Source organism: Arthrobacter sp. C152 (assembly GCF_054890965.1).
In genome coordinates this window covers 63704-86881 of the sequence record NZ_JBTZSU010000003.1, presented here as the reverse complement: position 1 = coordinate 86881, position 23178 = coordinate 63704, and the positions used below count along the sequence as shown (strand labels likewise).

Here is a 23178-nt window from a genome sequence, read left to right as displayed (position 1 = left end):
ATCGATGGCCAGAGAGGAGAAGGTTGTGGCAGGAGTAGTGAGGCAACAAGACGGCGAGGCAAGGCCGTCTAGGTTATCTTCGCCCCGCAAGCCGAAAATTACCGATGTTGCACGGATTGCAGGCGTCTCCTACGGGACGGTATCGCGGGTCCTTAACAATGCGCCGGATGTCAATGCGGCGACCCGTGAACGCGTGCTGCAAGTCATCAAGGACGTCGGGTATCGCCGTAACCGCGCAGCTACCACCTTGGTGACCAGCCGATCGACGTCGATTGGCATTCTCACTGACGGCTCGCCGCGCTTCGGACCGGTGGGCACGCTGATGGCCCTCGAGAACACCGCCCGGAAGAAGGGTTACTCCACTACCGTCGTGACAGTCGAGGAGCCCTACGAGGACTCCGTGCAGAAGGCGCTCGACACATTGGACGACATCGGCGTGGACGGGATCATCGTCATTGCGCCGATCGTGTCAATGGCCTCGGCAGTCTGGAGCGCCTCTGTCCGGGTTCCAGTCGAAATGATCGCTGCTGGGGCCTCGTCGACACCAAACGTCTTCACGTACTCCGAAAACCAGGAGCTGGGGGCACGATTGGCGACCGAGCATCTTATCGAACTTGGTCACACCGACATCGCCCATCTGGCAGGCTCCATGGACTGGTTTGATGGGCGGGTCCGCAAGCGGGGTTGGGAGGCCGCTCTAAGGGATGCAGGCCTACTCCCCGGACTGTGCCTTGAGGGCGACTGGAGCCCGAAATGGGCCTATGAGACAGGCTTGCGACTGGTTGAGGAGGGCAACGTCCCCCAAGCTATTGTCGCCGCCAGCGATCACACTGCGCTGGGGGTAATCCGCGCCTTTGCTGAGAAAGGTGTGCGTGTCCCGGAGGACGTGAGCATCGTTGGATTCGACGACATCGAGGGATCGGACTACTTCCTGCCTCCACTGACGACCGTCCGGCAGGATTTCAGCGCTCTCGCGGACGCGAGCATCGAAGTTCTGCTGGGCGCAATCGACGGCCGCGTGGTCGACCGCGCCCCAAGCCCGCCTACGCTCGTGGTCAGGATGAGTTCCGCCCCTGCCGTTAAGCAGCGCAAGTAACTTCTGGTTTCTTGAAACATTTCGTGGTGTGACCCTTGACACCTTCTTCGTAAACGTTCACGATGGTTACACCGTAAACGATCACGGTACAGAACCTCGATGAAGAGGAAGGAGCGCGAAATGACTGAAAACATCCTGCAGGTCCTCGCGCTCCGCTCCGACGTCGAACTCCGCAACCCGGGCGCAGAGCATTGGGCGCACGTCGAAGAACTACTCACCGAGACTGGCTGCACAGGCGAAGACGTCGCGCTTGGCATCCAGGTCTTCGTCCCCCGACACTCCACGGCAGTCGTCGGCGTCTTCGAGGCCGACGCCCTGTGGGCAAGCCTGGTTGTCTCTGTTGACTCCTCAGGCACGCCAGTGTCGATGACGACCGTGGACAGCAGCGCGGTTGAGCTGCGGGGGGACATGGGCACAGTAGCTGGCGAGGCGGTGGAGTGGGTCAAAACCCACTACGGACCGTGCTCTCTGGGCCTCTTCCTGGACCGATTCCATGCTGACGCCGTCTTACATGCCTCTGACAAGGCTGCCGCAATCCGCACGGCAGCAGCCACCGGCGGGCTCGTCCTGTCGCCGGTGCCCCCTGCTCTGGCGACTGCCCTCGCCTGAGCCGTTTTCACCCATTCACCCAATACCCCCAACACCACCTCCTAAAGCCGTACCCAAAACGGGCACCATCCGGGGTCAACGTCGACCAACTGAAGGGAAATAACAAATGAGAAGGTCAGCAACAGTCTGGACCGTTGCCTTCGCCACGATCGCAACACTGCTGGCAGGGTGTGCCTCCGAGACCGGGAGTGCTTCTAATGGCGCTGAGAATCCGCTGGCCCAGGTAAATGCAGAAAGCCTGGTGCCCAAGAACATCGTCGGCCTCGGTCCTAACGGCGTAAAGTCGGGGATTCTTGAGGACATCAAGCTCACCGCCGACGAAGTCAACCAAGCCAAGCAGAAGAAATTCAGGGTCGGCATCGTCATGCAGACCATGAACATCGAGTGGTCCACCGAGCAGGTCCGCGCCATCACGGACCGGCTTAAAACATATGACGCAGAGGTCATAGGGGTTGCCGATCCGAACTTCGACGTTCAAAAGCAAGTGTCCAGCATCGAGAACATGATCCAGCTGAAGCCGGACGCAATCATCAGCATCCCTGTGGACGACACAGCGACGGCCGAGGCCTATCGCAAGATCGGCGCTGCCGGCATCAAGCTCATCATGATGGACAATGTCCCCGCTGGCCTTCAGTACCCGAAGGACTATCAGGGAATGGTCTCCTCGGATAACCAGGGCAACGGCGCTGTTTGTGCGGAGGCGTTGGCCAAGTACATCCCCCAGGGCGGAACGGTGGGAGTGCTCGACTTCGGTGTTGATTTCTTTGTGACGAAGGAACGCATGAAGGGCTTCGTTGACTGGATGAAGCAGAACCGCCCGGACATCAAGATCAAGGTTGCCGAGTTCCTCGATCCGGCTAATTCCGGCAAGGACGCCGGCAACTTCCTTACCGCCAACCCTGATGTCCAGGGAATGTTCACGGAGTGGGAAGTCCCGGCAGTGGGAATTGACCAGGCGCTGCGCGCTCAGGGCAAGACCATGCCGATCACCGCGGTCAACATCGCCTCTGATGTGGCTGCCGACCTTGCCAGCGGTGGGAACATCAAAGCTCTCGGCGCCCAGGTTCCTTACGACCAGGGGCTCGCCGAGGCCGACATGGCAGTAAAGGTCCTTCTGGGCGGCACCGCTCCCAACTGGCTTGCTTTCCCGGCTGTGCCGGTCCTGCAGAACAACGTCCTCGACGCCTGGAAGCAGGTCTACCACCAGGATCCCCCCACCCAGCTCACCGAAATCTGCAAGTCAACCGACGGCTGCTCGTAATCCCACCACCAATCAGAAGAACCCGAAAGAACAAGGAGCTAAAGATCATGGAAATCATTCAGGACCACAACGGAGTACCTGCCAAGCACGGACGCGCTTTCGTCAACGGAGTCAGGCTTCACTACTCCATCGCGGGCGAAGGTGAACCTCTGTTCCTGCTGCATGGCGTGCCGAAGACCTCCTATCACTGGCGCCGGGTGATCCCTCTGCTCACCCCCTACTACACCGTCATCGCGCCCGACCTCCGGGGCCTGGGCGACTCGGAACACCCACAGGGCGGCTTCGACATGAAGAACATGGCCGAAGACATCGCCCAGCTCGCTACGCACCTGGGCTATGAGACTTTCTATCTCGTCGGAGAAGACTGGGGAGCCTCCACGGCCTATCAGGTCGCCGCCCAGTACCCCCAGCGGGTAAAGAAACTCGTTTACCAGGAGATGATCCTCCCCGGCTTTGGACTCGAAGACTACTCATTCCTGACCAAAGAGAATGTCAGCACCTACGTCTGGCTCTGGCACATCAACTTCTACAACGTGCCGGATTTCCCAGAGCTGCTGATTACCGGCAAGGAACGGGAGTACTTCAACTACTTCATCAAGCATGAAACGCACAACCCGCAGGCCATCACCCCGGACGCCTTGGATGAGTACGTTCGCTGCTACTCCTCGCCGGGGGGCCTGCGCAGCATGTTTGCCATCTACCGGGCGACGCTCGAGGACGCCGAGCAGAACTTTGAGGCGGCAAAAACCAAGCTAACCATGCCGGTCCTGGCTGTGGGAAGTGAGTACTTCATCGGGGCGGACAACGAGCGGCAGATGCGCGAAGTTGCTGAGGACGTACGTGGCGTCATCCTGCCGTGGGGCCACCAGTTGGCAGAAGAGGACCCAGAGGCTCTCGCAGAGGCCTACCTGCAATTCTTCAAGGAATAACAACACCACGCCTGCGCGGGGCAGCCGCCCGGCTGCCCCGCGCACACCCCGGATCCAGACAACGGTGCCCTGCCAACCGGGGACCTCTTTCCCCTAAATCCACCCCATATCCCTCAGGCTGAAGTCCGCCCACCGACTTCCCTGGCCATCAGAAGGACCACTGTAATGACACGCAGTAAGACGCTTTACGCCACGGCCGCGTTGGTCGCCGCGGTCGCCATCTCGCTGTCCGGATGTTCCAGCGACGTCGGCAGCAGCACGACATCCAAAGACGCCGTCACAGTCGATGCCGCGTCCGTCTCACCCACAGGAATCGTTGGCAAGGGCAAGAACGGGGAGGAACCGGCCCTTGCCGATACCCTCAAGCTCAGCGACGAAGACAAGAAAAAGGTGGCTGAGGGAAAATTCTCCGTCGGCATCTCCATGAACACCATGGACATCGACTGGTCTCGCCTGACCATCCAAGGTATTCAAAAGACGCTTGGCGAACTCGGCGTTGACGTCGTCGGCGTCACGGATGCAAAGTTCAAGGTCCAGCAGCAGATTGCAGACCTCGAGAATCTGATCACCAAGAAACCGGACCTGATCATCAGTATCCCCACCGATGATGTAGCCACGGCCCAGACCTACAAGAAGGTCGCGGCCGCCGGCATCAAACTCGTCTTCATCCACATGCCTGCTTCCGGGCTCTCGTACCCCACCGATTACCAGGCAGTGATCGCTCCGGACAACCAAGGCAACGGCCAGATTGCCGCTGCCGGCCTGTCGGAATTCATCCCGGAAAACGGTACAGCCGGCATCGTGGACTTTGCTGTTGATTTCTACACGACGAACCAGCGCACACAGCGGGTTAAGGAATGGTTCAAGGAGAACCGCCCGGACGTGAAGATAAAGGAAGTCGGCTTCACGGACACCAACGCCGTCGGGCCCACTGCAGCCAATTTCATGACGGCAAACCCGGACGTCAACGGACTGTTTGTCATCTGGGATTCGCCCGCCATGCAGTCCGTGGGCGCACTCCGAAACGCCGGCGTGAACGTCCCGATCACGACGATCGACCTAGGCACCGAAGTCGCCGTAGAGATGGCCAGCGGCGGCTACATCAAGGCCATTGGCGCGCAGGAGCCCTACAACCAGGGAGTCGCCGAGGCGACAGCGGCCGCACATGCCCTGATCGGCAATAAGGTTCCGGCGTGGGTCGCCCTCCCGGCCGTCGCAGTGACGCCAGGAAACCTCTTGGAGAAGTACGAGGAGATTTTCCATTCCGCACCCCCACGGGAAGTCCTCGACGCTTGCGGCTCCTCGGGACTCTGCGGAGGACAGTGACATGGCAAGCATCAGCAAGCAAACAGCAGTAGAAGAAACAGGAATGAACGCGGCTACGGACGCAACGGACGTCGGCAGTGGCGGACAGGTCGGCAGCAGGCCGCTGCTCCACGCCCGTGGTGTCAGCAAGGCTTTCAGCGGAGTCTATGCGTTGAAGGACGTCGATTTCGATTTGCGTCCCGGCGAGGTCCACGCCCTGCTGGGCCCCAACGGCGCCGGAAAATCAACGTTGATCAAGATCCTCGATGGCGTCCAGCCCCAAGATGAAGGATCTGTCGAGGTGGACGGTCGTGAACGCGTCCAGTCGGACATCGCGACTGTTTTCCAGGAGCTCAGCCTCGTCCCGTCGCTCTCGGTTGCCCAGAACATCTTCCTGGGTAACGAACTGCACAACGCCTTCGGGATGGTGCAGAAGAAGAAGATGAACGCCGTAGCCAAGGAGCTCATCGACTCGCTGGGGCTGCACCTGCCGCCCGGGGAATTGGTCGAGAACCTCTCGGTCGCCTCCCGACAGCTTGTGGAGATCGCCAAGGCCATCCACCGGGACGCCCGTGTCCTGGTGCTGGATGAGCCGACTTCGACGCTGACCAAGGCAGATCAACTGCTGCTGTTCAAGAGCATCCGCGACATCCAGAAGTCAGGCGTGGGCATCATCTACGTCACCCACCGGCTCACGGAGGTCTTCGATCTGGCCGACCGCGTAACCATCATCCGCGACGGCAGGAAAGTGCTGACCGCTGACGTCGCGGATTTGGAGATGAGCTCGCTGGTCCGCGAGATCACCGGCTCGGAACCCCAAGAACCAGGGCCGCCGAAGGAAGCCTTCGACAGGTTCGCCCACCCCGAACTGCTGGCCCGCTCCTCCGGCGGACCGAAACTGCAGGTAACCAACCTCACCGGAGACCGTTTCTCGGATATCAGCTTTACTGCCGAGGCAGGGCGGATTGTGGGCATTGCCGGTCTGATCGGCACAGGCCGCACTGAGCTGTTGGAGACAATCGGCGGCATGCGCCGCAGCACCGGTGGGGAAATCAGGGTCAACGGCCGTGCAGTCCGTTTTAAGCATCCATGGGAGGCCCTCAGCGCAGGAGTGGCGCTGGTTCCTGAGGACCGGCACCGATCCGGCCTCGTGATGCAGCACTCCATCCAGCGAAACCTCACCCTGGCCCACTACAAGTCCCTGCGCAAGGGCGGCCTCGTGGATAACCGGGCGGCACGGTCACTAATCAAGGGCCTCGTGGAGACGCTGCAGGTGAAGACGAACTCGGTTGAAAGCCCCGTGCAGACATTGTCCGGCGGTAACCAGCAGAAAGTGGTCTTCGCCAAATGGCTTCAGCCTGGCATGCACCTCCTGCTTCTCGACGAACCGACCCAGGGCGTTGATGTCCGCGCCCGGCAGGAGATCTACAGGGTCATCCACCGGTTCGCGGAAGAAGGAGCGGCAATCGTCGTCGCTTCCTCAGACTTCGTTGAACTCCAGGAGTTGTGCGATGAGATCTACTTCATGACGTCCACGTCCATGAGCGACCCGGAGAGGGTCACGCCCGACATGACAGATCAGTACATTTATTCAAGACTCAATGAAAGGGTTCGTGAGAGCCATGAGCGCGATCACTAATAGCTTCAGCCTTACCCGGCCGCAATGGGGCAGCCGGTCCCCCCTGGACTTCATCCGCGAATACTTCGTGTATATCGCGCTCGTGGGCCTGGTGCTCTTCTTCTCCATCGCCTCGCCTGTCTTCTTCACCGTCCAGAACTTCGCCAACGTGGGCCGACAGACGGCAATCGTGTCCATCATCGCCGTCGGAGTCACGCTCGTCATTGTCAACGCCCAGATCGACCTCTCGGTTGGCAGCGTGTTCGCGTTGTCCGGTATGGCCTCCGCCCTGGCACTCCAGCACGTATCGAACTTCTGGCTGCTCGGTGCTCTGGCGGCCATCGCAGTCGGTGTCGTCTTTGGATTCGTCAATGGCTTCCTGACGGTGAAACTGGGAATTCCCAGTTTCCTGGTCACTTTGGGCATGCTTGGCGTTGCCCGTGGTATCGCTTTGCTTATCACGGACACCCGTCCTGTGCTGATCGCCAACCGGCCCTATTTCAGCATCTTTGGCGATAGCAGCATCCTCGGGGTTCCCATCGCAGTGGTCTGGACCGTCGTGATTGTTGGGCTTGGCTTCCTGCTCCTGCACAAGAGTGTCTTTGGGCTTCGGGTCTTCGCCACCGGCGGCAACCCCCAGGCCGCCCGCTTCACCGGCGTCAAGACCCACCGCACCGTGATTCTGTCGTTCGTCATTACCGGCGCCCTCGTCGGCGTGGCTTCCCTCCTGTTCACGGGCATTGCCCACGCAGCCCGCCCGGACGTTGGTGTCGGTCTGGAACTGGACGTCATCGCCGCGGTGATCCTGGGTGGGGTCAGTCTCTTCGGCGGCAAGGGAACTGTCATTGGAGCCCTTGCCGGATCCCTGATCATCGGCATGATGAACAATGGCTTGGTCCTCATGGGTGTCGATTCCTCAGTGCAGCAAATCATCAAGGGCGCAATCATCATTGCCGCCGTGTCCCTCAGCAAGAAATAGCAAACCCCGCAAAGGAGCGATTGAAATGTCAGCAATTGAAACACCGGGAAAGGGCTTCTTCCGGGTAGCCCAAAACAGTGACGGCGCATGGAGCTTCGTTGACCCCGAGGGCAAGCCCTTCGTCTCCCTGGCCCTCAACCACATCGACGACACCGACCTGCGATACCCCCACAACGTGGAAATCTTCGAGCGTAAATATGGCTCCCGGGAGTCATGGGCGAAGGGCGTCGTCCGGGACCTCCACGACCTTAACTTCAACACGATCGGCTGGACGTCCCAGTACATCAGCGGCGGCTGGGGCGAGGCCCTGGACTGGTTCGGTGACCCCGTTGACCTCGGCCACTCCCTGCCCTGGCCCGATCAACACCTGCTGGACGCCGGCATGCCCTACGTCGTGCAAATCCGTGTGCAAGAGATCGAGGACTGGAACGGCCACCCTGCCTTCCGGGATGTTTTTGGCGAGGACTTCCAGAAATACGCGGACTGGATCGCCCGACGAATGGTCTCCGACCACAAGAACAGCCAAAATCTTATCGGCTACTTCCTCGTGGACATCCCCGCCTGGCTGCCCCACGCCGCTGGCAGGTTCTGGCCTGGATTCGACGGGCTCACCCAAGAGGAACACGACAAGAAGCTATTCGACGTCGCAACCCAGTACTACAAGACCATCACTGAGGCCATCCGCCGCTATGACCCCAACCACCTGATCCTTGGCGACCGTTACAACGGCAACAAAGGCATCCCGGAAGCGGCCCTGCGCGCGATGGTCCCCTTCGTGGACGTCCTCTCCGTCCAGTACTTCACCGGCAAGTCCGACGAGGAGTACAAGACAATGATCGATGACCTTCGCCGCTGGCACGAGCTGACCGGTAAGCCCGTGGTCATCGCTGACATCGGCAACTGGGTACCAACGGACATGAACCCCCACCGGACCAGTGACATGAGCACGCACGCCGAACGCGGCGCGGACTACGTGAACGGGCTCGCCAAGGTGATGGCTGAGCCATGGATCATCGGCTGGCACTGGTGCGGCTATATCGAAAACCTCGGCCGCGGCTGGGGGATCAAGGACCCGCAGGACGAGTTCTATACGGACATGACCGACCAAATCCGGGAAGCCAACGCCAAAGCGCAGGCTGCAGCCGAACAACGCAAGTAACTGCCTGCCCCTTCCGGGTCCGGCCGACGGGGCCGAAGGTTTCCAGCCTGGGCACGCCTTGCCGACCGGACCCCCAACTTCGTAAACGTTCACGTAAAGCCCTTCCTCACTCTGAAAGGCAGCCCCATGAGACTCGGATACTGCACCATCACCTGGGGCGGCGTCGTCGGCCACCCGGCTGGCGTGACCAGCGTCAAAGACCTCTTCTACCTGACTCACGGGTCGATGGACGGCGCCGTCAAGGACATCGCCGCCGCCGGCTACCAAGGTGTGGAAATGTTCGACGGCAACCTCGCCGAATATAAAGACAAACCGGAACAGCTCCACGGCATCATGGCGGAATCCGGCGTCTCACTTGTCAGCGTCTATACCGGCGCCAACTTCATTTACGCAGACATACTCCCGGACGAGCTGCACCGCATCCAACAGGCCGCCGAGCTCGCCGCGACATTCGGAGCCGAGCGCCTCGTTGTCGGCGGAGGTGCCCGCCGCGCCGCCGGCACTACCGACCAGGACTACCAGCGGCTCGGTAAGGCTCTGGACACCGTCACCGACATCGCCGAGGCAGCAGGGCTCTCCGCCAGCTACCACCCGCACTTGGGAACCATTGTGGAGAGCCCGGCCGAGCTGGACCGCATCATGCCGCTCACCAGGATCGGCTTTTGCCCGGACACCGCCCACCTTGCCGCGGGAGGTGCCGACCCAGCAGCCACGATCCGCAAATACCGGGACCGGATCCATCACGTCCACCTCAAAGACCTGCACAAGGAAACCTTGTCCTTCCTGCCCCTGGGGCAGGGCGAGCTGGACTTCCCCGACATCATCCAGGCCATCAAGGAAAGCGGCTACGACAGCTGGCTCATGGTCGAGCTCGACGAGTACGGCGGGGACCCCCGGGCCGCGGCAGAAATCAGCCGCAAGTACCTCGAAGAACTCCTCCCCTAACCCCTCAATTCCGAAAAGGAACACGATCATGAAGAATCTTAACGTCGGCCTCATCGGAGGCGGCTTCATGGGCAAGGCCCACTCGCTGGCATACTCCGCCATGCCCATGTTTTTCTGGCCCGCCCCGGCTCTCCCCGTGCGCCACACCATCGCCGAAGCCAACGACCAACTCGCCTCCGAGGCAGCCCGCCGGTTCGGCTTCGCGAATTCCACCTCTGACTGGCGAGCGATCATCGATGACCCTGCGATCGATGTCGTGGACATCGCCACACCAAACCACCTGCACGCCGAGATCGCCATCGCCGCGGCACAGGCCGGCAAGCACATCATCTGCGAAAAGCCCCTCGCCCGCACCTTGGAGGAATCCAAGGCCATGTACGACGCTGTCCAGGATGCCAACATCGTCCACATGGTCGCCTTCAACTACCGCCGCACACCCGCCGTCGCCCTGGCCAAGAAGTACATTGAGGAAGGCGCGATCGGTCGAGTCCTCAACTTCCGCGGTACCTACCTCCAGGACTGGTCCGCCGACCCCAACTCCCCCCTGTCCTGGCGCTTCCAAAAAAACATCGCCGGCTCCGGCGCCCTTGGTGATATTGCCACCCACGTCGTGGACATGGCCCGCTACCTAGTGGGCGAATTCTCGTCCGTGAATTCGGTCCTCTCGACCTGGATCCCGGAACGTCCATTGCAGACCGGCGGCGCGGACGCCCTCGGCAACGTCCGCGGCGGCGAAGGGCCCCGCGGGGAGGTTGACGTGGACGACGAGGTGATGACCATGGTCCGTTTCGCCAACGGCGCGGTCGGCTCCATCGAGGCCACCCGCAACGCCTACGGCCGGAACAACTTCATCACCTTCGAAATCCACGGCACCGAAGGCAGCATCGTCTTCAACTACGAACGGCGCGACGAACTGCAGGTCTGCTTCGCCTCCGACCAAAACGATCGGCGTGGATTCCGCACCGTCTACACCGGCCCGGCTCATCCCTACGGTGAAGGGCTCTGGCCGATCGCCGCCCTGGGAATCGGCTACGGCGAAACGAAGATTGTCGAGGCACACGACTTCTTCAAAGCCATCACCGAAGGCGGCACCGTGAGCCCGAACTTTGCCGATGGCTACCAGACCGCACTCATCGACGACGCCATCGTCACTTCGGCAGACAAGGGCGCCTGGGTGGACGTACCAACGGTTGCGGAACTGACCTCAATATCCAAGAACTAAGGCGAAGCCTGAAGGGGCGTGGCCTCTGTGCCCCTTCAGGCGCGCCTCATGAATTCCCTTACCCGGACGCTTCGTCGCAGATCCCGTTTTAGCTGGCCAAGTGCCTTATCGCTGCCCGGCGGGCACCTGTCCGTGATGCAACAGTTCCGGTCCTGGCACCAAGCCTCCGCGCGCCTGGACACCGCTGACACGGAGTTTGAGAGACTGGGCGGGTTCGTGAACCAAGGAGGAGGGGGCTCCCTTATGGAGGCAGCAGCAGTAACCACGTGGATGTTCGTCGAGGAATCTCCTATCCCGCAGGATGTGCTGGAGCTGATGCTCCCCGGTGAGCAGCCGGTTGCGGCTTACAGGACGTTCCGGGACAGCGCCATCTTCACCACCAAGCGCATGATTGTCCGCGATGCCCAAGGCATCACCGGCAAGAAGGTGGAAGTGTACTCATTGCCGTACTCCGCTATCAACATGTGGTCTTCCGAGAACGCCGGAAAGTTCGATCTCGACGCAGAATTGGAACTGTGGACGCGGGCAGGCCATATCAAAATCAAGGTGGGCAAGAAAGTGGACATTCGCCGGCTCGACATGCTGATCGCTCATTCGGTCATCGGATCGCAGAACTAACCCGGACAAGATCGAAACGGCGGGAGGATTTCCTCCCGCCGTTTCGGGGCTCTGGGGCTGGATCAAGCCCCTAATTTCGACTCTGGTCTGCCGCTGGAGCCGATCGCTACGATGAGCCATGACCAGCAAGGACCCGTTGGAGTTCCTCCGACAGACCAATGAGCGCCATTCAGAGCAACAACTCGAGCTCGCTTCCAACGTCCTCGAAGCCTTCAACACCATGCACGACGCCGAGCGTGTGTTGTATCAAGCAAGACGCCGCTACATAGAGTCCTTCAAGAAGGCCAAGGGCGCCGGATGGAAGGCGCAGGAACTACGGGACGCCGGTTTTCCGTCACCGAAAGTTTCCGTGCTCAAGAGGAGAATGGACTATCGCTACCTTATGTTGCCGCCGGCGGGCCCTGTAGAAGCGTCGGACTCGGAGTCAACACCCAGTTAGCGCCTCTAGATCGTTCCGGCGCGGGCTGTCATGCCCTACGGGGCACGTCAGGCGGCGGAACCTGCTGAGGCGAGCGCCGCCGTCGTGGTTGCGACTGGCTCAACTGCCGGGGTCAGGAGCGTCTCCACCAGGTGCGGGGCGAAGTCCTCCTCGAGCGAGAGGACCACGCGGCACCGCGCGCCCTTCACGTCCGGGTACCCCGCGTACAGCCCGCGCATGTCGCACACGGTCTGCCCACGGCCTGGCCCGGAAGTGGTGTCGACGGCGGCACGCACCACAGGTGCCAGGGCCGGCTGCACAGCGCCAACAGCAAGCGCCGCGGCCAGCGGATCGTGCATGGCGGAGCAGGGCCGGCCGTAGATGCCCTCGTAGAACCGGAAGTAGTAGCCCAGCATCTCCCCCAGCGCCCGCGGCACCGGCGCCGCAGAAGCCAGCAACACCTGCCGGTGGGACTCCTCCAAAATGGAAGCCATGGTCACGTCCAGCGGCACCAGGGTCACGTCCCAGTCGGCGGCCAGCACCAGGGCGGCGGCCTCGGGGTCATGCCAGATGTTCGCCTCGGCCACGGGAGTGATGTTCCCCGGCGCCAGCGCGGCCCCGCCCATCACGGTCACCGACTCCACCAAAGACGGCAGCGCAGGCTCCAGCCGCAACGCCTCGGCAACGTTCGTCAGCGGCCCGATCGCCACCACCCGCAAAGCACCGGGATAGGAGTGAGCCAGCCTCACCAGCATCTCCGCCGCGGACTCGCCAACAACAGAAGCAGCAGAAGGCTCCAACGCAGCCTCCCCCACACCGTTCTCCCCATGCACCCACGGCGACCCGCCGCCAAAGGATCCAGCAAGCGGGTCGTGCGCCCCAACAGCCACCGGCACAGAAGCTGCACCAGCCAACGAAAGCAGGTCCAAAGTATTCCGGGCGCCAACGGCGGCACTGACATTCCCGCTCACAGTCCCAATCCCCACCACGGAAGCAAGAGGGGAGGCAAGCAGGTAGGCCAGGGCGAGGGCGTCGTCGATGCCGGTGTCGCAGTCCAGGTAAACGGGGGCAGTCACAATAGGTTCCTTCGCAACAGATAGAGGGGTTAGACCGTCTCGCCCTTGGGGGCGGCGACGAAGAGGCTGACGATGAACGCGGCGGCGGTGATGCCCACCGAGATCCAGAGGGCGGTGGCGTAGCCCGCGGAAGTACCAAAGGCGGCGAAGGGCGCCACGAGCACGACGCCGAGGCTCGCCCCGATCCCGAACGACGCGCCGTTGATGCCGGGCAGCGCAGCCGGGGCTTCCTTGGGCGACAAAAGCACCGAGAGCCCGTTGATGGCGGTGAGGAAGAAGCCGTTGTAGAAGATGCCCAGGCAGGCAATGGCAATGAACACCGCCACCGGGCTGGAGGAAAACGCGGCGGCCACCACGGCACAGGCCAGGCTCAGCGACGTCCCCAGCCGCAACGTCCGCACCCACCCGCGCCGGTCCGCGAGCCACCCCGCCAAAGGTGCGGCAAAGACGCCAATCAGCGCGGCCGGGGTGAGGAACAGCAAAGCTGAGATGGAGGCGGAAAGCCCGAAGCCGCCGTCGTTATCCTGGCTCAGCAGCACCACGGTGAAGTTGATGACCGCGAAGATGCCGGCCAGGGTGAGGACGGTGGTGGCGATGACCGGCCACACCTGGCGGGAGCGCAGGTGGTGCACGGCGATGAGCGGGTGGCTGCGGCGCTTCTCGATCAACCAGAATCCCGCGAAGGACAACACGGTGCCGGCCAGCAGGGCCAGGGCGGTGGGCGACGTCCAGCCGGCGGCCGAACCGTCGGACACGAAGTACGTCAGGAACACCAGGAACAGCGAGAGGGAGCCGGCGCCCCACCAGTCCATGGCACCGCGGACCCCAACGGGACGCCCGGCGGGCACCAGACGGAAGATGCACAGAGCGGCGATGGCGGTGAGGACCAGCACGACGACAAAGATGGACCGGAAGCCGAGGGTCTCGGCCATAAGGCCGCCCACGTAGCCGTCCACGCCGCCCACTCCCCCGTTGATGGCGGCGATGATGCCCACGGAGGTGCCGAAGACCTTGGCCTGCAGGTTCTCGCTGAGCACGATGTAGGCGAGCGCGAACACGGCGCTGGAGACGCCCTGCAGGAACCGGCCGGAGACGAGCAGCGGCAGGGTGGGCGCGGCGATGCAAAGGATGGTGCCGGCTCCCATGATGCCCAGGACCAGCAGCAGCGCGGCGCGGCGGCCGATGAAGTCGCTCCACCGGCCGATCACGGGTCCGGCGATGGCGCCGGCCAGGAAGAACATGGACTGGACGGGGGCGGCGCTGTCCGCACTTTCGCCGAAGCTTGCGGCGATCTGCGGCAGCGCTGGGGTGACCATGCTGGCGTTCAGCTGGAAGGACAGCACGCCCAGCAGCAGGGTGGAGATCAGCAGGGCGGCGCGGCGGCCGGAGAGCCTGGTGGCGTCGTCGTCGGGAAGTACGACGGCGGCGCCTCCTTGCGCGGGCGGCGCGGCTGCGGCGGGGGTCGGGGTGTTCACATCAAACTCCTTTGTTCGAGCAGAAGGGATCGTCTTTCGTGGCGATTCGAGTTGTTATACAACCATGTATGACTCACAAGTACAACCATGCGCTACACTTTTTCGAAAGCCCGGCCGCTTCCGGCCCTCCCCCTTCAGAGAGTTTTGCCATGAACACAACACGTCCTGCCGTCACCGTGGTCGGCAGCATCAACCTGGACCTGATCGCCACCGCCGAACGGCTTCCGACGGCGGGCGAAACCATCGGCGGCGCGGTCCTGTCCGAGCAGCCCGGCGGCAAGGGCGCCAACCAGGCCGCGGCCGCGGCGCGGCTGGGCGGCAGCGCCCGGATGGTCGGCGCCGTGGGCCAGGACGCGTCCGGGCAGCGAATGCTGGACGCGCTGGCTGCCGCGGGGGTTGATACCTCCGACGTAGCCGCCCTCCCCCAGCCGACCGGAACAGCGCTGATCGTGGTGGACCGCGACGGCGAGAACCAGATCGTGGTGTGCCCGGGCGCCAACTCGCACCTGTCGCTAGACGGGGTGGAGTTCGGCCAGGAGGAGACGGTGCTGTGCCAGCTGGAGGTCGGCCTGAATGTGGTGCTGGAGGCAGCGCGGAAGGCACAGGGCTTCTTTGTGCTAAACGCGGCGCCGGCGATGGACCTGCCGGCAGAGCTGCTGGAGCGGTGCGACCTGGTGATCGTCAACGAGAGCGAGTACGCCCTGATCCCGGCGTTGGCGGAGGCGAAGCTGGTGGCGGTGACCTACGGCAGGGACGGTGCGGCGATGTTCGAGCACGGCCGGAAGGTGGCCGCGGCGCCGTCCGTTGCCGTGGCGGTGGCGAACACGGTGGGCGCCGGTGACGCGTTCTGCGCTGCCCTGGTCCTGGCGCTGCGGAGCGGGCTGGACTACCCGCGGGCGTTGGCCGTGGCGAATGCCGTCGGTGGTTACGCGGTGGGTGATCCGTCCTCGCAGCCGGATTTGGCACAGCTGGGTCACTACGTGGAGCGGACCGCGGCTGCTTCCGGCGCTTCCTCGTGACTGTTCTGTTCCGGCGGGCGGTGCCGGCGGACTTTCCGGAGGTCCGGCGGATCAGCCGTGAGGCCTACCTGCGGGCCGGGCACTTCGCCGCCGACCACCCGTACATGAGCGTTCTGGAGGACGTGGAGCACCGCGCCGAGCATGCGCAGGTGTGGGTGGCCGAGGCCGGCGGGAAGGTGGCGGCAGCGGTGACGCTGACGTTTGCCGGACAGCCGTACAGCGAGATCGCCCGGGACGGGGAGCTGGAGTTCCGGATGCTCGCCGTCGACCCGGCGCACCAAGGCAGCGGTGTGGGCCGGGCCGTGGTGCGGCAGATCGTAGAACACGCCCGGCAGCTCCCCGGCATTGAGGCGATCAGCATCACCAGCGCCACATTCATGGAGCGCGCCCACGGCCTTTACCGGTCGCTGGGCTTCCGCCGCGCGCCGGAGCGGGACTGGTACGTGCCAGGCGAGGACGTGCTGCTGCAGGTGTTTAAGTTGGAACTCTAAGCGTAAGTTGGAGCTCTAAGCGCCTTATTGAGGGCGGACGAAACTGCCCACGGAAAGGAGGCCGGGAAGGCTGAGGGCAAACGCGCAGCGCGAGGAGATCTACCACCTTGAAGGAGCAAAGGCTTGGCCTCCGCGGAGGAGCTCTCCGCCCGGTCCGAGGTGACCTCCTCAACCTTCCGCCGCGACTTGGCTAACTTCGGCGCCGACTTCGCCAGTTCCAACCACGCCAAGCGCGACAGGATCCCCGTTTCTGGGTCAGCAGCGTCAGGCTGAACGACGACGGCCTGACCACCTGCCAACGGTGTAGTTAGGTTGACCAGCTCCACCATGGAAGCAGGCCAACATCGAGGATTCACCATGGCGATCATTGAATCCTGGGGATTAGAGTTCTCCACAACCGCCCGATATCATCGCCGGCAAACACACAGATTCCGCTGTCCTCTTGGGTCCGAGGGATGCCTGGCCGCGGCCGACCCCGTTTCAAGAACGGCCTCGAAACAAAGTCCTGAGGTCAGTTACTTGCGCTCCTCCGTGATCTGACTGGAGCCCTCGAGTTCACGCCAATCGGGTACGAGAGCGGTCATCATGGCGGTGAAGACCTTGCCGTGAGAGCGATAGCGCAGGTGGAGAAGCTCGTGCACGACGACGTAGTCCTGAAACTCCTTGGGCATGTCTACGAGGTCAGCTGCCAAGCTGACAACTCCGTCGGGGGCACACGAGCCCCACTTTGTCTTCATGTCGGCAATCACAATACGCGAGGGGTTCACGCGAATCTTGGTCGCCCAAGCCATCGCCTTTCGCGTCAGGATCTGGTCGGCGGTCAAGACCATCTTTGGTCGTGCCATCAGACTTTATCCAAGACATTCATGACGTTCTCGATGATTTCGTTGCACTCCTTGACGGGAACCTTGCTGTCAAGTAACGGCTTGTAAAGACCGCTGCGGAGGCGACGACGCTCGTCAATGTTCTGCTTCCAGTGTGGGAACTGATCCACCGCAATTTCAATTGTCGTCGCGATTCCCTGTATGTCCGCGGCCGACTCCACCAGCGCCGGCGCCTTGCTTAGAGTCGTATAGATACCGAAGGCGCGATCAGACAGGCCGCTCTTTCTTGCGAATTCACGCAGCTTGTCCTTCTCCTCGGCTATAGTCTTCAGCTTGCTCAGGGCGGCGAGGCCGCTAACTTTGCGTTCCTCGAGGCCCTCGATGACGCGGTCCGCCTTCTCCTTGATGCTTTGTAGCACTACTGCCGAAGCCGGGCTGTCCTCCATTTCCTTCCGCAAACCGCGGAGAAGGTTATAGATTTTCTCCTCCGGAGGGCCGTCATCGTTGCCAAGTGCCTGGAGAGTCTGCACGTCGAAGGTGGCCACTTTAGTGAAACGACCAAGACGTTCCTGAGTGGCGCTCTCCTCAATCAAGCGTTTGGTCTTGTGCTCAAGGTCGGCAGTAAAGCTGGTGGCCTCAGAGTAGGCATTGCGAACCGCCGCATACAGGACAGAAAGCCGCTTATAAGTCGCGATGTGATCGCGCAGCTCCGCCGACGGCGAGAGGATCTCCCACAGCGACGCAATATCACGGTAGTCGTCAAAAAACTTCTTGCGTTCCTCCGGCGAAATGAACTTGCCATACACCAGGCTCTCCAGCTGTTGGTCGGCACCCTGTTCATTATCAACCTGGAGGTACTCCTTCGATGCGGCGCCGATCTTACGAAGCACGTCCGCCGTGAGAACATCAAGGTCCTCAAGTACACCCTTCACGTCCTCTGAGTCGAAACGCAAGGCCTTGTCTAATTCCTTAAGAATGCCGACGAAGTCAATAACGAGCCCTACCTTTTTTTGCACACCCTCGCTGTCGATATATGGTCGGTTCACACGGGCGAGCGCCTGAAGCAAGACGTGGTCGCGCATTGGTTTATCGAGGTACATGGCGTAAAGCACGGGCGCATCGTAGCCGGTGAGTAGTTTGTCCGTGACGATGAGGATCTTAGGATGCTGGTCGGGCTTCTTGAACTGTCGGCGTACTTCCTTCTCCCGGTCAGCCGACAACTGGAGTGCATGGACATCGGGGCGGTCGACCACATCGTTGACATTGTCGCTGTAGACCACCTCGGACCACTCAGCCGGCAGGAGCTCGTCGAGCGCTCGCTTATACTTCGCGCATGTTTCGCGATCGACGGCGACGAGGAAAGCCTTGTACCCGAGGGGGTCGACGTTCTTTTTGAAGTGATCGGCGACAAACTCGGCCACCTGCTTGACACGACTGTCAGCCCCGAGGAAAGTGCGTATTCCGACGGCTCGCTGTAAGACCTTATTGAGTTCATATATATCCGTCACGTCCTCGTCAGACGCGAGGGCATAGAACTGTTCATCGAGGTCCTTGGGTCCCACAGACATCGAGGAAGGCGCCAACATGTACTTGATTGGCCGCGTTGTCTCGTCATCGATCGATTCGATGATCGAGTACTTGTGCAGATAGCCCTTGTCGTCCTGAGAGCCGAAAATCTGGAACGAGCCGGAGCCGCCTCCGTCTGTTCCTCCGACCGGCGTGCCAGTGAAGCCAATGATTGTGGAGTTGGGCACCGCGGCCATCAGATAGGAGCCTAGATCGGCCGCTACTGAGCGGTGGGCCTCATCGATGAAGACATAGATGTTCTCGCGGCTGGAGCTGTCCTTCCGGATAGTCTCGAACTTGTGGATCATCGAAACTACGAGCCCGCGGAAGCCTGAGTCGAAGATGTCCTGCAGATCGTCCTTGCTGTTGGCTCGCCGGACCGGGATGTCGTTCGCCTGCATCTCACCAAGCAGCCTTTCGACCCACTCCTTAAGCTGGCCTTCGAGCTCCGTCCTGTCGACGACCAAGATGACGGTGGCATTCTTGAAACGGTCCTTCTGGCTCAGAATCAATTGAGCCGCGGTCAGTAATGTGAAGGTTTTACCCGAGCCCTGGGTGTGCCAAACCAGCCCACGGTTCTTCGTCGAGTCCTCGCAGCGTTCGACTACGGCGTCGACGGCCTGCCTCTGATGCTCGCGGAGAACAGACTTTCTGGTCTCGCCGTCCTCCATGTAGAAGAGCACCCACTCGCGAAGCGTTCGCAAGAAGTCATGCGGCTCGAAGAACGCCTGCACGGCCTCCCGGTAGGACTCGTCACTCGTGTGTTTCCATTTGAAGAGCATGCGACGGTTAACGTTCCAAGTGACGCCGTACCAGTAGTCGATTAAGTGCGTCTCGTTATGGAGTTGCGCCTGGGCGAGGAGCTCGGGGGTCTCCATTTCGTAGCGTCGGAGTTGGGTGACGGCTTTGGTAAGGGCGTCGCGATCCTTTGGGTTCTTGTGCTCGATGATCGTGACCGGGATGCCATTAACTACGAACATTACGTCAGCACGATTTCCCTTGGCTCGAGCCGGCGGCTCGATCTTCCACTCCCACGTGACATGCAGAGCATTTCTGTCGGGGAAGGAGTAGTCCACAACCAAAACTGGGCGGTGACGATGCTCATTTTCATCATTCCATTGGCGCTCACCTCGCAGCCACCGAAGCACCTCCCGGTTGCCCTCGATAGTGGCCGGAAGTGCTTCAATTCTCTCTACAATGTCTCGCGCCTGCGCCTCAGTTAGCCACTGGTTGAGCTCCAGGAGCTTTTTCTCCAGGACATTTGAGAACAACATGTTCGCCCGCCCACGACGCATACGCTCCGCCTCTTCGGGGGTGAGCTGCTCCCAGCCAACTCCTGATGCATGGTTGACCATCGGGAATTGCACCGATTTGGCCTCGGAAATCTTGATCTGTGTCATGACGCCCTACCATTGATCCGGTGCAGAGCGCTGAAGTCGAGATCCCCGACCAATACATCGCCAGTCAACAGCTTGTGCAGCAATGATTCGAATAGTTGGTCCAGGACCTCTCGCTTACGGCGGTGAAGGTCAATCTTGCGATCGATCGCATCCAGTGCCGCGACGATCTCCTGTTGTTCCTCGAGGGTCGGCGGCATCGGGACGATCATCCCTCGCAGGAAGCCACACGTCAGCGCCCCCTTGGTGCTGCCCCCACCCGAAGCGACTGCACGCAGGTATTCGTACTGAGTCTCCAGGTACCCGCGTATAAACTTGGGTTCGGCCCTTTCGAGATCCGGCTGAAGGTAGGCCAGGTGCTGATTGATCGTCGCTGGGACGCTTAGAACGGCGGCATGACCAAGGGTCTTCCCCTGTCCAGTGATGGCAACCAAAACTGCCCCGGGTTCGAGCACAGGCAAGTGACACTCCCTCAGGGCAAGGTCCGTCACGAACTGCTCCGCCTCCCGAATATCACGGTCGTAGACCTTCGCGCTATTCAGCCACGGAAAGTTTCCCTCGTCCCAGTAGGACCTAGTGGATCGCTTTGGGGTCGAGCCGTTGCCAATCCTACCGAGTTCCCCCAGAGGAACAAGTTGCCAACTCTCGGGGACAGGACCGATCTGGGTGGCCTTTTGCGCCTCGCTCCGTAGTCCCCGCGTGAATAACTCCTTCATGGCCGCAGCCTTCGTCTCCAACGCCACTGCAATTGCGTTCTTCTCGAACGTGGCAGCAACATGAATCAGCTCAAGCGCATCCGCCGCCTGTGACTGAGCGACAATACCGATGTCAGGCATTGGAAGGTTCAGAAGCAACTCCTCAGAGACTCGCTGACGTCCAGTAGAGCCTTCCATTCGTTCGGCGACGTAGTGCCGGATATCCGGATGAAGCAGATAGAAGAATAGGAATCGTGGATCGTCTTTGGCTGTCAGGGCGTGGAGTGGGATCACTTCGGTGGTGGCATAGGCGTAGGGCTGTTCCAGGGAATCGATCAATGCTTGCTTGCCATTTTCGAACGACGGCGTGATCTTGGCGACCAGCACGTCACCTCGCTCGAAATAAGTACCGCTTGTGATCTCTCCAGGGGCTTTTACGACAAATCTATCTGGAGCGTACGCCCCGCCTTGCGGAATCACGTCCATCGGGAAGAAAGCGAGGGTCTCGTATTCGTGCCGCCTTATCGAACGGGGCTTCCTGGTCACACCAAAGCGATCACCGATCCGTGCCCAGGGGCGACCATCCTGGAAAGCAAGATCAAGCAGACTCATTGAGGACTCCTGCCAGTACAGCGGATAGGGCTTCGGTAAGCCGGCGGCTCTCATCCTCCAGGGCCTCAAGCTCGCTGACCAGCTCATGCAGGGGTCTCACCTCGACTTTGCTGGAGGTGCTCGCCCATTCGCTAGGGTTGAGCTTGTAGTCCTTAGCTATAGCCTGACTGAGATCGATAACTGCTACCTCGCCGTCGACAGGCTGACCATTGTTGTAGAGCTGGGCAAGCTGGGCAACGTCCGCCTCGGCGAGGTGATTCTTGGGTTTGCCCTTCGTGAAGCGCTTGCTGGCGTTAACCAGCGTGATTTTGCCTTTTTTGGACTCGGGCTTTCGCTTGTTGATAACGACAATCACGCCTGAGGCGGTCGTGTTGTAGAAGAGGTTGTCGGGAAGCACGATGACTCCCTCGATGAGGTCATTATCGACAAACCACTTGCGGATGTTGCGCTCTTTGTCCTCGTTCTTCGAGCCCGAACCACGGGTGACCGAGCCCGTGTCTAGGACGACGGCAGCGCGTCCAGTGTCTTTAAGAACGGACAAAGTGTGCTGCAGCCAAGCCCAGTCGCCCTTGCCGGACGTTACGCCGCCATTCGGAATGAAACGGTTGTAGGGATCGTCTTCGAAGAGGCTGGTGTCGAATGGCTGGTTCCACATCGGATTCGCGACGACGAGGTCGAACCGATCGAGCGATCCTGACGGGGTACGAAACTTCGGATTGATCATCGTGTCACCACGGCGCAGGTCGACATCCATGTCGTGGATGATCGCGTTCATCCGTGCAACTGCATAGCTCTCCGCTTGGAGCTCCTGCCCGTAAAGCTTCAACGGTACCTTTGCCGTAGGGTCTAGCTCGTTGGCAACGAGCTGCAATTTGATGAGTAGCCCTGCCGAACCGCTAGCGTAATCATGGCAGGACTGCCCCGGCTTAGGACGGAGGATGCGGGCCATCAGGAACCCCACCTCGGTCGGGGTAAAGAACTCACCAGCGCTCTGACCCGACCCCTCCGCGAACTTGCGGAGCAGATACTCGTAGGCCCGGCCGAGGAAGTCGGGCTGCACGTCAGCGAGACCCAAACGATAGCGAGGATCTGAGTACGTCTCCACGACGCCGTTCAGTTTAGCCGGATTGATGTCACGCTCGCCGTTACGCTCGGCAGCGAAGTCGACGACGTCGATAACACCAGCGAGACTCGGATTGTACCGGACTACCGCCCGCACGGCCTTGGTAAGGTGCTCACCGATGTCGCGAGGCCGGGTTGAACGGCCGCGCTCGTCGTCGGGCCAATCGTGCTGTGCACGGCCGCTGATAACAGCCCAACGCGCCTCTGCAGGTAAGTAAAAGCGGAGAAGGTCGTGATCGTTGTCCGCGATCTCAAGGGCAACGTTGCGGTCGCCGTATTCCTCCGAGAGCCGGTCAATCTCATCGTCGAATACATCCGACAAACGCTTAAGGAACAAGAGAGGAAGCAAATAGTCCTTAAACTTGGGCGCGTCCTTCTCTCCCCTGATCGAGCAGGCCGCATCCCACAGCATCTGTTCCATCGGCTTGGTGGTCGGAGTGGCCGGCTTGGCCAGGCGACCCCGTCGACGGGTGATAATAGTGCCTCCAAGGACAGGAGGAACGTCGAGATCAACACCTGCCTCCTCGGCCAATGCAGTGATCCTGGCCAGCTGGGCCTTCTGAGGCTTGTTCACGCCCCCCTCCCACCTATTGACCGTGGCGAACGATACACCCAGCCGCTCAGCCAATTCAGCCTGAGTAAGGTCGAGGTTGGCACGAATCGTTTGCAGGAGCGGAGGATCAATCGCTAGATCTGTCATGTTTGTTATATTTGCATAATGATATGAGGACGGCAACCTTTA

General features: G+C 61.2%; 21 protein-coding genes. 15 read left to right on the top strand and 6 right to left on the bottom strand.

Annotation, left to right across the window (positions count from 1 at the left end; genetic code table 11):
- The first annotated feature begins 4 nt into the window (after window positions 1-4).
- The 12 genes from ACYSM9_RS03090 to ACYSM9_RS03035 all read left to right on the top strand — a co-directional run bounded on the left by ACYSM9_RS03090 (window position 5) and on the right by ACYSM9_RS03035 (window position 12180).
- Window positions 5-1096 (top strand): LacI family DNA-binding transcriptional regulator, encoded by a 1092-nt coding sequence (locus ACYSM9_RS03090; RefSeq protein ID WP_461855535.1) that lies wholly within the window; start codon window positions 5-7, stop codon window positions 1094-1096.
- 120 nt (window positions 1097-1216) lie between these two features.
- On the top strand, window positions 1217-1705 hold the full coding sequence (locus ACYSM9_RS03085) for a hypothetical protein (RefSeq protein ID WP_461855534.1): 489 nt from the start codon (window positions 1217-1219) through the stop codon (window positions 1703-1705).
- A 106-nt stretch (window positions 1706-1811) separates the two neighbouring features.
- Window positions 1812-2966, top strand: a complete 1155-nt coding sequence (locus tag ACYSM9_RS03080; RefSeq protein WP_461855533.1) for a substrate-binding domain-containing protein — start codon at window positions 1812-1814, stop codon at window positions 2964-2966.
- Window positions 2967-3013: 47 nt separating this feature from the next.
- Window positions 3014-3895 carry an alpha/beta fold hydrolase gene (locus ACYSM9_RS03075; RefSeq protein WP_461855532.1) on the top strand — a complete coding sequence of 294 codons (882 nt, stop codon included), beginning with the start codon at window positions 3014-3016 and terminating at the stop codon, window positions 3893-3895.
- Window positions 3896-4060: 165 nt separating this feature from the next.
- Entirely contained in the window at window positions 4061-5221 is a 1161-nt protein-coding gene (locus tag ACYSM9_RS03070; RefSeq protein ID WP_461855531.1) for a substrate-binding domain-containing protein, read from the top strand.
- A gap of 1 nt (window position 5222) precedes the next feature.
- The gene (locus ACYSM9_RS03065; protein ID WP_461855530.1) at window positions 5223-6839 is read left to right on the top strand and encodes a sugar ABC transporter ATP-binding protein; all 1617 of its coding nucleotides are present in this window, start codon (window positions 5223-5225) and stop codon (window positions 6837-6839) included.
- Window positions 6823-7797: an ABC transporter permease gene (locus ACYSM9_RS03060; protein WP_461855529.1), complete on the top strand. Its 975-nt coding sequence runs from the start codon at window positions 6823-6825 to the stop codon at window positions 7795-7797. The genes ACYSM9_RS03065 and ACYSM9_RS03060 overlap by 17 nt, the downstream gene beginning before the upstream one ends.
- A gap of 25 nt (window positions 7798-7822) precedes the next feature.
- Entirely contained in the window at window positions 7823-8956 is a 1134-nt protein-coding gene (locus tag ACYSM9_RS03055) for a glycoside hydrolase 5 family protein (protein WP_461855528.1), read from the top strand.
- 126 nt (window positions 8957-9082) lie between these two features.
- Complete coding sequence (locus ACYSM9_RS03050) at window positions 9083-9901, top strand: sugar phosphate isomerase/epimerase family protein (RefSeq protein WP_461855527.1); 819 nt, start codon at window positions 9083-9085, stop codon at window positions 9899-9901.
- 28 nt (window positions 9902-9929) lie between these two features.
- Window positions 9930-11123, top strand: a complete 1194-nt coding sequence (locus ACYSM9_RS03045) for a levoglucosan dehydrogenase (RefSeq protein WP_461855526.1) — start codon at window positions 9930-9932, stop codon at window positions 11121-11123.
- A 243-nt stretch (window positions 11124-11366) separates the two neighbouring features.
- A complete protein-coding gene (locus ACYSM9_RS03040; protein WP_461855525.1) occupies window positions 11367-11741 on the top strand; it encodes a PH domain-containing protein in 375 nt (124 codons plus the stop codon).
- A gap of 118 nt (window positions 11742-11859) precedes the next feature.
- Window positions 11860-12180, top strand: coding sequence for a hypothetical protein (locus tag ACYSM9_RS03035; RefSeq protein ID WP_461855524.1), 321 nt, complete (start codon window positions 11860-11862; stop codon window positions 12178-12180).
- A 47-nt stretch (window positions 12181-12227) separates the two neighbouring features.
- On the opposite strand, the gene ACYSM9_RS03030 is transcribed toward ACYSM9_RS03035, so the two are convergent.
- Together ACYSM9_RS03030 and ACYSM9_RS03025 are read right to left on the bottom strand one after the other, a co-directional pair.
- A complete protein-coding gene (locus ACYSM9_RS03030) occupies window positions 12228-13235 on the bottom strand; it encodes a nucleoside hydrolase (RefSeq protein ID WP_461855523.1) in 1008 nt (335 codons plus the stop codon).
- A 29-nt stretch (window positions 13236-13264) separates the two neighbouring features.
- Window positions 13265-14710, bottom strand: coding sequence for an MFS transporter (locus ACYSM9_RS03025; protein ID WP_461855522.1), 1446 nt, complete (start codon window positions 14708-14710; stop codon window positions 13265-13267).
- A 149-nt stretch (window positions 14711-14859) separates the two neighbouring features.
- Here ACYSM9_RS03025 and ACYSM9_RS03020 point away from each other — a divergent pair, with 149 nt between their 5' ends.
- From ACYSM9_RS03020 to ACYSM9_RS03010, 3 genes are all read left to right on the top strand, one after another.
- Window positions 14860-15729, top strand: a complete 870-nt coding sequence (locus tag ACYSM9_RS03020; protein ID WP_461855521.1) for a ribokinase — start codon at window positions 14860-14862, stop codon at window positions 15727-15729.
- 5 nt (window positions 15730-15734) lie between these two features.
- On the top strand, window positions 15735-16220 hold the full coding sequence (locus tag ACYSM9_RS03015; RefSeq protein WP_461855668.1) for a GNAT family N-acetyltransferase: 486 nt from the start codon (window positions 15735-15737) through the stop codon (window positions 16218-16220).
- 123 nt (window positions 16221-16343) lie between these two features.
- The gene (locus ACYSM9_RS03010; RefSeq protein WP_461855520.1) at window positions 16344-16493 is read left to right on the top strand and encodes a hypothetical protein; all 150 of its coding nucleotides are present in this window, start codon (window positions 16344-16346) and stop codon (window positions 16491-16493) included.
- A 242-nt stretch (window positions 16494-16735) separates the two neighbouring features.
- Here ACYSM9_RS03010 and ACYSM9_RS03005 read toward each other — a convergent pair whose 3' ends face one another.
- From ACYSM9_RS03005 to ACYSM9_RS02990, 4 genes are read right to left on the bottom strand one after another with little or no spacing between them, the layout of a single operon-like run.
- Window positions 16736-17044, bottom strand: coding sequence for a M48 metallopeptidase family protein (locus tag ACYSM9_RS03005; RefSeq protein WP_461855519.1), 309 nt, complete (start codon window positions 17042-17044; stop codon window positions 16736-16738).
- A 20-nt stretch (window positions 17045-17064) separates the two neighbouring features.
- Window positions 17065-20010 carry a type I restriction endonuclease subunit R gene (locus ACYSM9_RS03000; RefSeq protein WP_461855518.1) on the bottom strand — a complete coding sequence of 982 codons (2946 nt, stop codon included), beginning with the start codon at window positions 20008-20010 and terminating at the stop codon, window positions 17065-17067.
- Complete coding sequence (locus tag ACYSM9_RS02995) at window positions 20007-21314, bottom strand: restriction endonuclease subunit S (RefSeq protein ID WP_461855517.1); 1308 nt, start codon at window positions 21312-21314, stop codon at window positions 20007-20009. Before ACYSM9_RS02995 ends, ACYSM9_RS03000 begins: the two co-directional genes overlap by 4 nt.
- Window positions 21301-23136, bottom strand: coding sequence for an N-6 DNA methylase (locus tag ACYSM9_RS02990; protein WP_461855516.1), 1836 nt, complete (start codon window positions 23134-23136; stop codon window positions 21301-21303). Before ACYSM9_RS02990 ends, ACYSM9_RS02995 begins: the two co-directional genes overlap by 14 nt.
- Between the last annotated feature and the right edge of the window lie 42 nt (window positions 23137-23178).